The organism is Bacillus sp. GW823-FHT06A10 (genome assembly GCF_058795375.1).
The window spans coordinates 1,299,605-1,314,517 of record NZ_JBXAHT010000001.1 but is presented as its reverse complement, the minus strand read 5'-3'; the positions used below and the strand labels follow the sequence as shown (position 1 = coordinate 1,314,517).

8 protein-coding genes and 1 other annotated feature are annotated in these 14,913 nt (G+C 34.6%); of the genes, 3 read left to right on the top strand and 5 right to left on the bottom strand.

The window, feature by feature from the left end; genetic code table 11:
- The first annotated feature begins 18 nt into the window (after positions 1-18).
- Positions 19-498 (top strand): YozF family protein, encoded by a 480-nt coding sequence (locus tag AC1Q8M_RS06815; protein ID WP_001167912.1) that lies wholly within the window; start codon positions 19-21, stop codon positions 496-498.
- 107 nt (positions 499-605) lie between these two features.
- Here AC1Q8M_RS06815 and AC1Q8M_RS06810 read toward each other — a convergent pair whose 3' ends face one another.
- A complete protein-coding gene (locus tag AC1Q8M_RS06810; RefSeq protein WP_098360833.1) occupies positions 606-2,117 on the bottom strand; it encodes a M36 family metallopeptidase in 1,512 nt (503 codons plus the stop codon).
- Positions 2,118-2,447: 330 nt separating this feature from the next.
- On the opposite strand from AC1Q8M_RS06810, the gene AC1Q8M_RS06805 reads away from it, so the two are divergent.
- Both AC1Q8M_RS06805 and AC1Q8M_RS06800 read left to right on the top strand, forming a co-directional pair.
- Positions 2,448-3,032, top strand: a complete 585-nt coding sequence (locus tag AC1Q8M_RS06805) for a TetR/AcrR family transcriptional regulator (RefSeq protein ID WP_016512885.1) — start codon at positions 2,448-2,450, stop codon at positions 3,030-3,032.
- Between the two features lies 1 nt (position 3,033).
- Positions 3,034-4,119 carry a DUF418 domain-containing protein gene (locus tag AC1Q8M_RS06800; RefSeq protein ID WP_141505484.1) on the top strand — a complete coding sequence of 362 codons (1,086 nt, stop codon included), beginning with the start codon at positions 3,034-3,036 and terminating at the stop codon, positions 4,117-4,119.
- Positions 4,120-4,171: 52 nt separating this feature from the next.
- Here the strand turns inward: AC1Q8M_RS06800 and ileS are convergent, their stop codons facing one another.
- The 4 genes from ileS to argS form a co-directional block, all read right to left on the bottom strand.
- On the bottom strand, positions 4,172-7,273 hold the full coding sequence (gene ileS / locus AC1Q8M_RS06795; protein ID WP_098360832.1) for an isoleucine--tRNA ligase: 3,102 nt from the start codon (positions 7,271-7,273) through the stop codon (positions 4,172-4,174).
- Between the two features lie 54 nt (positions 7,274-7,327).
- Positions 7,328-7,568: a binding site (T-box leader), on the bottom strand.
- Positions 7,569-7,659: 91 nt separating this feature from the next.
- A complete protein-coding gene (locus AC1Q8M_RS06790) occupies positions 7,660-11,862 on the bottom strand; it encodes a bacteriocin-processing peptidase family protein (protein ID WP_098365936.1) in 4,203 nt (1,400 codons plus the stop codon).
- Positions 11,863-12,150: 288 nt separating this feature from the next.
- Positions 12,151-13,029, bottom strand: a complete 879-nt coding sequence (locus AC1Q8M_RS06785; RefSeq protein WP_098360830.1) for a class I SAM-dependent methyltransferase — start codon at positions 13,027-13,029, stop codon at positions 12,151-12,153.
- Between the two features lie 176 nt (positions 13,030-13,205).
- The gene (gene argS / locus AC1Q8M_RS06780; RefSeq protein WP_098360829.1) at positions 13,206-14,894 is read right to left on the bottom strand and encodes an arginine--tRNA ligase; all 1,689 of its coding nucleotides are present in this window, start codon (positions 14,892-14,894) and stop codon (positions 13,206-13,208) included.
- Positions 14,895-14,913 lie beyond the last annotated feature (19 nt).

The window sequence follows — 14,913 nt, the reverse complement described above, 5'->3', positions numbered from 1 at the left end:
TTATAGCGAGGTGTGTATATGCAAAAAGCAATTAGTTTCTTTCTCCTATTGTTTTGCCTAATTGTAGTAAACGAAACATACGCCTATTCACCAAAATCTTTACCAATCTCTCAAAACTCTGATCAATGGCAAGTGAATATTGATAAACCGAAAAAAACAAACAAGAATATGCTTCAAGCTAAAAAAGATGAATTTCAAACATATCATTTTTCAGTAAAGAATGTTGGGAATAGTGAGGTATATAACGTAAACGTCGAAGTATTCCGCAACGAACCAAATAAGAAAACGAAATATGAACTCTTTTCCCTAAAGGAAAGTCGTTTAGCAAGTGGAAAAACTGGATTTGAACACGCTAATTTACCTGTTGCTACAAAAGCAGATGAAGTTGATGTTATTATTACATGGCAAGAGCACCCATTCCGATCGATGCGAAATGGTCAAAAAGTTGAATCTAGAAAATTTAAAGAGCATTTTGTTTTTAAAGAAGCTAAAAAGTAAATGGGATCCGGATATATTCACACTATCATTGATATAGCTTTATTTACTAGTACCAGTTCGTAAGCAAATTAAAAAGTCGTGGCTTATAAATGCCACGACTTTTTATATTAATTCGTACTAATGCCTCTCGCTGCCCAAATGCGATCGATATCAGCAGCATGTTGTCCGCCATATAAAAGAGCATCTGCTTGCTTAATCGCTTTCGCTCCATCACTGAATTTAGAGTTTGGTGTTAATGACCAGTGTGATTGTAAAATGATTTTTGTTGCTACATCACGGCCAAAAGCTTGTGCCATTTCGTATTGACCTTGAGCCCAAATTTCACCATCATCATGCACTTCATTCGTTATATCTTTCGGATATACTTTATTCGTATCTAATCGGCGTAAGCATGTTGGATCTGAACTAGAATAAGCTGTCGCATCCCATTCTCCAACACATGCTTTACCATATCCAGTAGTCGATACTGCATCTTCATATGTAGCACCTAAGAAGTCGCCAAATCCTTCTCCCATCGCTCCACCTTCTGCTGAACTACCAAAGCCAGGAACTTGGTTATCTTGAATCGAATGCCCATATTCATGTGCGATAATACCAGCATCTTCTGCATCATCAACACCGCCAGTACCGAAAGTTAAAGCTTTTGTTGATGGAGAATAGAATGAGTTATCATCAGTTGTACCATTAACATTCACTTTTATCGAACGGTTATTAATATTTTTAAAACCTAGACTTTGAATGTAACGTTGCAATGTGTCGATATGATAGTACGACATAACATCTTCAAAGCTATCATTTGCGCGTGTATAGTTAAATTGTAAATTCATAGATTTTGTTTTCGCTTTTGAAGAAATCGTTACATATTCTCCAATTAAAAATCCTGTTCCATCTAAACCTTTTAACGTAACAGTTTTCAGTTGGTTCGTTAGAGCTGTTGAATCTGCATCGTTATTATCTTTTAAGCCTACTTTACTACCGCTAGATACGACTGGGTTAGGTAAAAATACTTTTCCTGATCCTTCAGCTTTTCGGTTTATATCAACCTTTTTAATTAACTTTCCATTTTCTGCATCAATAAATGTTTCCCATGCACCAAATGGACTATTAGAATGGACTACAACTTTATATACTGGACGAGCAATTCCTTCTTCAACAATATATCCGAACTCTTTATCTGTAGGAGCCCATAAATTTTGCTCACTTGCTTCTCCAACATACGCCATTGATTTTTGTATTGCATCTTTTTCACTAATTTTTGTCGTTACTTCCTTCACACCTGTAACAGGCTGATAATCAGAAACAGCGAGTACTCCCTTTCCCTCTCCGTTAAGCGTAACTGTTATTTGTTTTGAAAATACAGGTGCACCATTAACAACTTGTTGGAACCTAACATATGAAGCTACTGACGTTTCTGTTGTAGAAATATATTGCAAGTCTGAAAGGTCTGTTTTCAATCCATACTGCGCAGCATTTTCTTTTAAATATTCAGTTGCTTTTTTCTGTGGCGAATAAGCTTCTAACTTTACTTGCTGTTGTTTTTCCAATGCCGAAACCGTAGAAATCGTCCCCATTACTAACGGTACAGTCATTGCCATTGCCACCATTTTTTTATTAAACATAGAACCACTCCCCCTAATAAAGTAGCTCAACCTTATCCCATTACCACTCGGCAATCATTCCCCACAAAATGGGGGGATAAAAATTGAATCTACGAGTAATTCTCTATGGACACTTCTATTACCTTTCCATTTAGGGTAAGTGAAATTTTCTCAATATTTATGTGTAAAGTGAACACAATATTTTAGAAATATATTTCTAAAGCAATTCCTTAACTCTTAAACTTTTTAAATGACTTTGTAAAAAACAGGCCACTTTTTTACCTAACGGTAGGTTGAAAAAAATATTAATGAATGATACGATTTATATAACCTTTTTTAGGAGGCTTTATTATGAGCAAAAGTGCAGAAACACTCTCTTCAATTATGGAAGCAAGCTATCGACTGTTTGCCGGACATGGTATTACCAAAACGACTTATTCAATGATTGCTGAAGAAGTCGGAATTGCTAAACCGTCCATTTATTATTACTTTAAATCTAAAGATGCATTAATCGAATGTATTTTCACAGAATTATGTGCTGCGATGCAGTTTTCTTCCTTCTTCCATACAGAAGAGTTTACGAAAGAAAATTTTATTGAGAAATGCATTGAAATTGGATTCAAAATAATTGATGAACAGCAGAACGATCCTTATTTTAATCGTGTGTTGCAAGAATATGTATTACTATCTTCAAGAAATGATATGTACAAAGATCGATTACTAACTGTGCAAACAGAATATTTACAAGGGTTTGAATCACTCCTTACAAAAGCAAATGAGCTGCAATTAATTGAAAATAAAAATCTAGTTTCAAAAGCTCATATGTTAGCATTAGTGCTTGATAATGTCGGGAATTTTATGATGTTACATGTGGATATAGATTATAGACAAATATGGATGGAAGCTGTAAACAGTATTTTTGAAAGAAGGGATTGAATTGAATACTAAAAAACGAATTATCGGCTTAGACTTTGCTAGGGCCTTGGCGATGTTTGGTATGCTGCTTGTTAATTTTATGGTGATAACAGGTGCAGAAGGAAATGGTCCCCCATTTTTAATAACCTTCATGTCACTTTTTGAAGGTAGAGCTTCTGCCTTGTTTGTTATACTTGCTGGAATTGGAATATCTTTAATGACTAGATCCTCTGTTGCTAGAAATGAAAAAATAAAAATTTCTAATAGCCGAAAGATCATATGGAAACGGGCACTATTCTTATTTATTTTAGGATTACTTTTATACGTAATGGAGTGGACTGGGGATATATTACACTACTATGGTGTTTACCTTTTCGTTGCTGCCTTACTCATTACAGTCCGAAAAAAAGCATTACTCTTCTTATCTATTATTATCCTACTCTTGGCACAATCTCTTCAGCTTACTTTCAATGCTTTCGAAGGTTGGGGAGGCCCTACTCCATTTATAAACTATGTAGACTTCTGGACAGTTAACGGTTTTCTTCGCAATTTATTCTTTAATGGTTATCACCCTTTTTTCCCATGGTTTTCATTCTTCTTAATCGGTATGATAATTGGCAGATTAGATCTTCATAATAAAAAGATTAGAGATAGGTTGCTCTTGCTCGGTATTACATTCACCATACTGATAGAACTTTTATCAAAAGGGCTCACGTACTACTTCATTCCACACATTGGCAAAGCAGCTGCTACATTTTTGTTTAATACAGGACCCATTTTACCAAATGTATTGTACATTTTATCTGCAACAGGATCTGCTATTGCTATATTGATACTTTGCCTCTATATCACTGAAAAATATGAAAATAATTGGTTTGTTACTTCCATTATACAAACAGGTCAATTAACATTAACTCATTATGTAAGTCATGTATTTATCGGGATCGGGACATTAATTCTATTCAATAGAATGGAACATCAAACACTACTTTTCGTTTTATTATTTACTACTGTATTTTTCATTTTCAGTATTTTGTTTAGCGTATTATGGAGAAAGAAATTTTCTAGAGGACCTATCGAATGGATTATGAGGAAATTAGCTAGTTAATTTACCTCCATACGAAAAAGGAAGTTGGAATCATTCCAACTTCCTTTTTTCTTTAATTAGCTGCACTTAATTTAATTCTAAATTTTGTTTCACCTAAAGAAAGTTCATCGTCTTCGTTCGTTAAGTGACCAAATGTAAATTGTTTAACGAGTAAGTTTTCTTCCAATAAATCTTTATGGTTCGTTAACGTTCGTTGTAGTTCTTCTTCTGTATCGAGAATAACATCGACTCGTAAATTAACTGGTAAATTCAACTGTTTACGATATTCTTGAACCGCACGAATGAATTCACGCGCTACTCCTTCTTGTAACAATTCTTCTGTTACATTCGTATCTAACATAACCGTATATTGTCCGTTAGTCGTGTTAGAGAATCCTGATTTTGCAACTTTCTCAACTAACACATCTTCAGCAGTTACAACTACTTCTTCTCCTGGTGTTGCTTCGTAAACTGCTCTTTCTGTTGATACAAAGTTTTGTACTTCTTCTTGTGATAATTGTTTTAGCCAACCATTCACTGCATTCACATTTTTACCGAATTTCGGCCCCGCTGTTTTAAAATTGAGCTTCAATTGATATGATGTGTATTTTGTTTCATCGAGTTCAACATGGAACGCTTTTACATTTAACTCATCCATAACGATATCACGATAAGATTCCCAATCCATATCATTCTCGTTATGCTCAAGTAATACAAGTTCTGCTAGCGGCTGTTTTACTTTTAAAGAATGCTGATTACGGTTACTTCTTCCAAGTTCAACAACTTGTAAAACAGCATCCATTTCCGCTTCTAATTTCGGCTGAAGTAGTGATTCATTTACAACTGGATAATCAGCTAAATGAACGCTACTTCCTTCTAAATTAAGATGAATGTCTTCCGCGACAAACGGTGTGAATGGTGCAATTAATTTACTAATTGTTACAAGTACTTCATGAAGTGTCTCATACGCAGCAGCTTTTTCAGCGTTCATACCAGATTCCCAGAAACGATTACGTGAGCGTCTTACATACCAGTTACTCACTTCATCTACAAGTGCTGCAATTTCACGAGCTGCATTCGTAAATTGATAATCATCAAGTGCTGTTCTCACTTTTTTCGTTGTACTATGCAATCTTGATAATACCCATTCGTCTAATTTCGTACGCCTTACATCATACGTTTCTTTCGGGTTATACTCATCTAAATTTGCATATAAAACGTAGAAGCTATACACATTGACTAATGTATCTACAAATTTAGATTTCGCTTCCAGTACTGTTCTTTCAGAAAAACGCTTCGCATTCCACGGGGCACTATCAACAAGTAAAGCCCATCTTAGCGCATCTGCACCAAACTTATCTACTAAATCAACTGGATCTAGTGCATTTCCTTTGCTTTTAGACATTTTCTGCCCTTCTTCATCTAAAACATGCCCTAGTGATAACACTCGTTTATACGGTACTTTTCCTGTATATAGTGCTGATACTGCTAATAAACTATAAAACCAGCCGCGTGTTTGATCAATTCCTTCTGCAATAACATCCGCTGGAAACTGCTCTTCAAATAACTCTTTATTTTCAAATGGGTAATGATATTGTGCAAATGGCATAGAACCACTATCAAACCAAACATCAATCACTTCTGGTGTACGATTCATTGTGCCTCCGCATTTTTCGCAGCGGACTTGAACTTCATCTACATAAGGCTTATGCAATTCTAAATCTTCCGGTGTTTCTTTCGTACTATGCTTTCTTAATTCGGCAATGCTTTTCGGCGCAAACTGATGATCACAACTTTCACATTCCCACACGTTTAATGGCGTTCCCCAATATCTATTTCGGCTAATATTCCAGTCCACCATATTTTCTAAAAACTTACCAAATCGTCCATGTTTCATATGATCCGGATACCAAGTAACTGAATCATTATTTTGTAAAAATGTATCTTTAATTGCAGTTGTTCGGATTAACCAACTTTCTCCTGCATAATAAAGTAGTGGTGAATCACAACGCCAGCAATGTGGGTAGCTATGTTCATATTTTTCTTTATGATATAGCAAACCTTCTTTCGCTAAATAACGAACAATGTCAACGTCACAATCTTTTACAAATTTACCTTTCAAAAATGGTACCGCTTCTGTATACTCACCTTTTTCATCTACAACGTGCAAGAATGACAATCCTTCACTTTGAACAACTCTATAATCGTCCTCTCCATATGCTGGAGCAATATGAACAAGTCCTGTACCACTATCTGCCGTTACAAAATCTGCTGCGATAACGCGATAACCATTTGTAACTTCTTTCATCGGAAATGGCGCTGTATAAGATGTGTTTAATAATTCTTCGCCTTTATGAACAGATAATACTTCATAGTTTTCTTTTAATACTTCTTGTACACGTTCTTTCGCAACAATGTATACATGACTTTCTTGTTTTGCTTTAACATATTCCATATTTGGATGTACAGCAAGCGCTACGTTTGCTGGAAGTGTCCAAGGCGTTGTTGTCCAACCTAAGAAATACTCATTTTCACTATCTTTCACTTTAAACTTCACAGTTGCACTTAAATCTTTTACTGTTTTATACCCTTGTGCAACCTCATGTGAGCTCAATGAGGTTTGGCAGCTTGGACAGTATGGTGAAACTCTATGTCCTTTATATAACAATCCTTTTTCATGGATTGTCCCCAAAATATGCCATACACTTTCGATATATGGATTCTTTAAAGTTACATATGGATCATCCATATCTACCCAATAACCAATACTTTCAGTGAATTCACGCCACTGCTTTTCATATGTGAAAACACTCTCTTTACACTTTTGAATAAATGGTTCAATGCCATATTCTTCGATCTCATGTTTACCAGAAATACCAAGTTGCTTCTCAACACCTAGTTCTACAGGTAAACCATGTGTATCCCATCCTGCTTTTCTTACTACTTTATAACCAGCCATCGTTTTATATCTTGCTACTAAATCTTTAATTGCCCGACCAAGTGCATGGCCGACGTGTGGTAAACCGTTCGCCGTTGGTGGTCCTTCATAAAACACAAACGATTGCGCGCCTTCTCGATTCTGAATTGATTGTTCAAAAATGCTTTGTTCGTTCCACTGCTTACGAATACGTGTTTCTCTCCCTACAGCTGACTCTTTTACATCTACTTTCTTCATCTACAATCACTCCTTTGAATGTTTTAAAAGCACACAAAAAACCCGTCCCTATGAAGTAGGGACGGGTTTACCCGCGTTACCACCCTAATTCTATTAGCTTTTTCACTAATAGCGCTTAGCAACGTACTATCATACGTGTTCTTTGTAACGGTAGACATCCGTCCGGGCTTACTCACTTTCAGCCTCGGCTCCTCGGAGATGATTTTCAAATAACGTCTGCCCACCGGCTTTCAGCAATATACCGGCTCTCTGGAGAACAGTTCACTATTTTACTCTTTCTCGTCTTCAGATTTGTATACTTTGTTAAAAGTTATTTTATGCCATTTGATAACTAATTGTCAACTAATTCAAAATATATCCTTATCTTTTCCCCTATTCTTATACAATTACTTTTCAAATTCTCGCAATGCTGCTAAATTTTCATCATCCTCAATAAGTTCAGCAAAGAATCCCGATTCATCCTCACGAAGGACAATTTCAAGCTCTTCCTTCGCCTCTTCATTTCTATTTAACTGTGCTAAATAACAAGCACGATCATATCTTGCTAACAAATCATTTGCATCCATTGTTAATACTTCATTTGCTATTTTTTCTGCCTTTAGTGTTTGGCCGGCACCATGATATGAAGACGCTAAAGAAAGGAGAATTGCTGTTTCATTTGGATGATTTATAGAAGCATTTTCTAATACATGAATTGCCTCTTCAAACCTTTCTTGACTTTGATACATTTCTCCTAAAGCAAGAAATGCTCTACTTACGAATGGTGTTTGCTCCGTTAATTGTAAGGTAATCTTTTCTGCTTTTCTTTCTTCCCCTTCTTTAAAGAATACTTGTGCTTGCAGAAGAAGAGTATCATAATCATCTGGTAGTTCTCGAACCATTTGCTTCGTTAATTCCAAAGCATCTCTTAACATATCTTCTTCCTCGCACTCAATGAAAAGATTTACAAGTTGCTTCGCTACTTCATAATCCCATCTATTTTCTAGTGACGTGTGAAGAATCTCTATTGCTTCTTTATTCATCTCTACATTCTCATAAAATAGCGCAAATCGCTGTGCTGCCATACTATTTTTCGGATTTAACTTTAAAGAGATTTCATATAAATCAATTATCATAGTAACCATTGAAATTTCTTTCGCACGATTTTTCATACGATAAAAAGCTCTCGTAATGATAGATCGTTTTGGCTGTTCATGCAGCTGCCGTTCAATCCATATTTCCGTAACCGCAGCTGCAGCATACATGAATGCTGTACTTCTTTCTGCTTTTTTCACCTTTAACGTATGAAGAAAATCTCGTATGTTAGACAATTTTTTATGTTGCTCTACTGCTTTTACATAAACATCAAATATACGTTCATTATCAAAATCTTTTTGTATTACTTTCATTGCAACTTCAATTGCTTTTACATTTCTTTTTTTCACTAATACTTTTGCATAATGATATAGAACTTCTATATGCTCACCATCTAATTGTAGCGCGTATTCAATCTGTTCTTGTTCTTTATCTATTTCATTCATCGCTCCGTACACATATGCAATCGCATCTAAACGCCATATTTCAGGTACTTCGTCCGCTAATTGTTCTAGTTCCGTCAGCAATTCTTCCTGAAGATTCATATCTACTGAAAGCTGTGCCAAATATTCCATATTAATATGCAATGGCTCTTCCTTCATCGCCTGAACCATATGACTTTGTTCTTTAGAACGGTTTTCTTCTTTTTCGTATATTTCCGCAAGCTGTAAATGTACACCTACGAAATTCCCATCAAGCTCTAAACATGTTTCATACGCTTGTTTTGCTTCCGTCAATTGCCCTAATGCCATAAGTGTTTCACCAATTCGGTAATACGGTAATGCCGTGTCCTTTTGTTCTATCGCCTTATTATATCTTTTCATCGCTTGGCCATACTGTCCAATAGATTCATATAAAATACCTGCATAACAACCGTACTCACTTACTTCATTTCTTTCTTTGTGTAACGTTCTTAAAAACGCTATACCTCGTTGTACAAATTCCGTTCCTTTAATTCGATTCACATATTCATCTAACGCACTTGCTACATTATAATCACTTTTCTTTATACCATTTTCTAACTTAGATAGCGCTACTTTAAATCCTTCTTCATTTCCACCAAGTTCAATTTCAGCATCCCATAAAACCATTCCTGCATTCATGAGGAAATCTTGGCTCTTTTCAATTTGCTTCTCAAGACCAAGAATATATTCTTTTGCTTCCTTATATTGTTCTCTTGCCATATACACTTGTGTAAGTCCGAAGTGAGAATAAACATCCTCATCATTTTCTTCTAAAGCACGCTTATACAATACTTCTGCTTCTTCCAAGCTATCATTTTGAAAATGATAGTCACCTAATTTTACGTAAAGAGGTGCTTTATCATCACAATTCTCAATACCGTTTAATAAAATTTCTTTCGTACTTTCCTCATCCTTCAAATCAGATTCGTATATTTCCGAAAGTTTCGTATAAATGTAAGGTGCATTACTATCCAAAAGAATCGCTACTTTAAGCCCTTTTATTGCTAAATATAATTTTCCTAGTTGATGTGCACATCTCGCTCGTTCATACCATACATGTGCTTCATATTTATACTCTTTTAACAAGTCATTAAAGATTTCATATGCTTCTTCATATCTTTCTAAATCTATTAATATTAAACCGTGATTCGTTAAAGTGAACCTTTCAGGACTGCGCTCTAACGCAACTTGAGAGTATTGCAATGCTTTTTCAGATTGATCAATATACATATAGGATAAAGCGAGAAAACTCCAAGCAATAGGCTGATCTGCGTCTAATTGTAACGATGAACGAAAGCTTGAAATCGCTTCTATATAACTTTCCTGCTCAAAAGCATATCTTCCATTTATCAAATGATATAATGCACGATTATTTTTCTTCTCAACGCTTGTCAGCATTTGCTCCGCTTTCTCTACTTCCTGAAGACGAATAAAACACTGTGCACCATGCAATTTAACAAAGTCCGAGTTCGGAAACTTTTCCATTAACTTATCGATACAATATAAAATAAATTCTTTATCTACTTCAACATCTAAGTGCTTTATCGTATATAGCCACGTATTTGGATTATCGCTCGTTTCTTTTAAAAATTGTACTAAGTTACTAATTCCCTCTTTGTCATGTTCATCTAAATGATCCGTAAGAGAAAAAATAGATTTAAAATAACGATTTTCTTCCTCACTTAGAAACGCTAGTTGCGCCTTCTTTTCTTTCGGAACAAACGTGATTGCTAAACAGCCTGTATAACGATATTTTTCTTGTAATTTACTATATTCTACAAGAACTGGTTCTATAAAGTTTGGATCTTGAACATAGAAAGCTTGCAATGTATCATCATATCCAAATAGAACTTGTACGTGTGAAGCATGCTCAATATCTATACTTAATAAAACAGGAATTCCTTCATCAATTAGTCTCTTATAATTCTCTTCATTCCCTTTAAAATAACGATATTCATAACCTAATTCTTCTAAATAAGAAACAGTATCTGAAAACTTCGATCCTGTCATATTAAAAATAAACTCTGCTATTTCATCTTGTGTACGTGTCTCTCCCCATATACGCAACATCATCTCTAAACTTGTCGGAACACAATAATTATCCTTTTGTACAATAGGAACTATCGGCAAGTGAACCTTTTTTCCATCCGGATTTTTTTCTAAATTATGATATAAAGATTCTTTTAAACTCTTTTCTTCTTTTAATAGCTTTTGTAAATCTGCAAATTTATTCATTTTGTACAGCGCTTCTGCACGTAAATGTACAAAGTAAGTGTTATAAGCATGATATGGCAGCTGAGTATTTATGTTATCTATTACCGCTAACATCTCTTCATATTGCTCTAAATCTAATAAATACTTTACCTTCTCAAAATGAAAATATGGTACTTGTGGGAACTTTACAATCGCATCATTAATTAACTGTATCGCACGTTTTTGTTCTCCTTTATTTGCATACAATTGTGATAATAAATAGGTAGATAACTCTTCACAATCTTCATGCTGCATGCCAGCAATAAGTTGTTCTTCCGCTTTCTCCCATTCGCCTGTATGCATATAAACGTAGCCCCATTTATCAAACACTACGCGCGTACTGTACTCCTCTGCTTTTTGCATATACATTAGCGCTTCTTCATTTCTTTTCATTTCTAAAAGACATCGTACTAATGTAAAATATGTTTTCGCTAAAAAATCTGCATCTATTTCTTCTTTACTTAACTCTTCTAAAGAAGATTTTAACAACTGCTCTGCTTCAAGAATTTTCCGCTCATCAATTAACTCATCACAATATAAAGAGAGCGTTCTCATATTTGGGAATTTTTTATAAGCGTAACGAATGAGGAATGAACTGTATTGGTGCATAAGCCCTTCATCAGTAAGGCGAATTAATATATCGAACTCCTTATGCGAAGTAATATTGGCAAGCCAATTCTTCACATAGGATAAAGTATTCGTTTCTTTTATATATGCAATTTCATTATTTATTTCCTGTAATCCATCTACAAATCTCTTGTCTTTTAAACAAGTTTCTAACTGCTTAAAATCTAGCATGCATTCACCTCGAATTTATATTTATACTGCTACTTGCTTAGATTTTACACACCATATAGTATGTATTCAACTAAAATCTCTTATAATGGATGGTATTAATTAATATTATTCAAATTTATAACAAAATATAGTAAAAATGATTGTTTTTCTCTGTATTTTGTTTGATTATATGGAATAACGTAACATGCGGTTTTTTATCTTGTAGAAGCTGAAATCAGTACATAAAATTATATCAGCGATAATTCAAATATATCGACATTAAACGACAATCCTTATATATCATGACTTTTAACATACTATGTCACCAAATGTAATTTTCATATTCGGAGCGTATACTAAAGAAGAATGCACATGAAATATTTTAAAAAATCGTAGTTCAGCTTCATATTGAGCTAGCGCATCATCATATGTTAATCCTTTAGCCATTAAACGTTCTACAAATTGTTGCTTATCACCCGGATCACCTGCAATCCCCTCTTCTTTTAATGATTGATACAAATCGTTTTTATCATTGTGATGCATATTTGAATCTAAAAAGTTCACTTTATCGCTTACTCTACATTCAATATTTTTCACACCTAATTCACTTAAATATATCGGTATTTTCATGCCTATATTGCCATCTTTACCATTTCTTTGCGTATCATTTTCAAATAAATTCTGCAAAATGCCTAGCTGGATAATTTCCGATTGGTTCTCTCCATCCAAAGTGTATGAAGACATATTTGATATCCAATGTGGTTCAACACAGATTATTTTCCCGCCACTTTTAACTGAATGAATCATTTTTTGTAGCATCGTTTTTGGTGAACTCATATGTAATAAGAAGGCATGACAAATTGCTATATCATATGTATCGTTCAATTCAATTTCTATAGCATCTCCCTCCAGAAATTCTGACTCGTACGGAAGTAAACGAAACAACTCTCTCGCTTCGGCTAATAATGTTTCTCCACTATCAATGCCTGTATACTTTGATCCTTCTGGAAGTAAAGGCATTAATAATAAGCCTAAATAACCATATCCACAACCATAATCAACAACATGGACTGGCTCAGAAATCTTCCAAACTGAATTCACTAGAAAACTTACATAATCGCTATTGTAATATAAATCTCTCGTATTTTTTAAATACGCTAGTTTACTGTTCCAATCGTATGTTTCCAACCTCTAACGCCTCCTTTTATATACACCCCTTACAATTCTCCATTTAACAAAAACATTCCTACATTTTTAATAATCCCCCCAGAAATTGGTTTTAATAAGGTGAGATTACTGCTTACATGACTCCTATACCAAATAAAAAGGCATACATATCTGTAATGATACATACACCTTCTATGCTACATCTCCTCAGGAGCCTCCACCCCAAGTAAACGTAATCCTTCTTTTAATACAACCGTCACAGCATAAACCAATGCGAGTCTGCTGTCTTTTTCTTCACTCTCTTCTAATATACGAACATTACCGTAATATTTATTGAACGATTGTGCTACATCTAATACATATTTTGAAATAATCGATGGCTCATTTTTATTGAAAGCTGCTTCAATTACTTGAGGGAATTTATTAAGTAATTTTACGACACTCCAGCTATGATCGTCTTTTAAAGCAAATGTACATGTTTCAAATTCTACACTTTCTTTTCTTAAAATAGAACAAGCACGTGCATGTGTGTACTGTACGTAAGGTCCTGTTTCTCCTTCAAATTTCAGCATATTTTCTAATGAGAATTCGATATTATGCATACGCTCATTTTTTAAATCGTGGAAGATGACTGCACCAACACCGACTTGCTTTGCTACTTCTTCTTTCTGTTTTAAGTTTGGATTTTTCTCTTCAATATTTTGTTTTGCAAGTTCGATTGCTTCTTCCAGTACTTCTTCAAGTAAAATAACTCTTCCTTTACGTGTCGACATTTTCTTACCATCTTTTAAAATGAAGCCAAACGGTACGTGTTCCATACCATCAACCCAAGTGTAGCCAAGTTTTTTTAATACAGTGAAAAATTGATTGAAATGTAAGCTTTGTTCTGGACCAACAACATATAGCGCTTTATCAAACCCATAAGTATTTTGACGATATAAAGCAGCCGTTAAGTCACGCGTTGCATAAATCGTCGCACCATCTGACTTTCTAATTAAACATGGCGGCATACCTTCTTCTTCTAAATTAACGACTAATGCGCCTTCTGATTCTTCCAGTAAGTCGTGCTCTTCTAAAATCCCAATAAAGTCTTCCATTTTATCATTATAGAAAGCTTCGCCTTGAAAATTAGTAAATTCCACACCGAGAAGTTCATAAATACGAGAAAATTCTTTTAATGATTCGTAACGGAACCAATTCCAAAGTTCAACAGCTTCTTCATCGCCTTCTTCTAGCTTTTTAAACCAAGCACGTCCTTCTTCTTCTAATTCTTCATTCTCTTTTACTTCTACATGAAACTGAACATATAACTTAAATAACTCACGTATTGGATCCTCTTTCACTACTTCTTCATTTCCCCATTTTCTATATGCGGTAATTAACTTTCCAAACTGTGTTCCCCAATCACCAATATAATTGATTCCTACAACTTCATATCCACATTTTTCTGCGATATGCTTCAATGAATTTCCAATCATTGTAGAACGTAAATGCCCCATTGAAAAAGGTTTCGCGATATTAGGAGAAGAATAATCGATAACTACTGTTTTTTCACATCCAAAGTGATTTTGACCGTACTCTTCTTTCTCAGCTAAAATTTTCTTTAATACTTCATCACTTACAGTTTCACGATTATAAAATACATTTACATAAGGACCAACGGCTTCTACTTTTGTAAAGAACGGATCATTTAACTTCTCCGCCACTTCCTTTGCGATAATAGCTGGTGCTTTTTTATATTGCTTCGCTAATGAAAAACATGGGAACGCTGCATCTCCAAATTCATCTTGTTTCGGTGTTTCGATTAAATCTAAAATTTGTTTTTGCGTTAATTCATTCGTGAAAATATTAGATAAACTTTCCGCAAACTGCATTTTATAATCCATGATACAACCTCCTTATTTT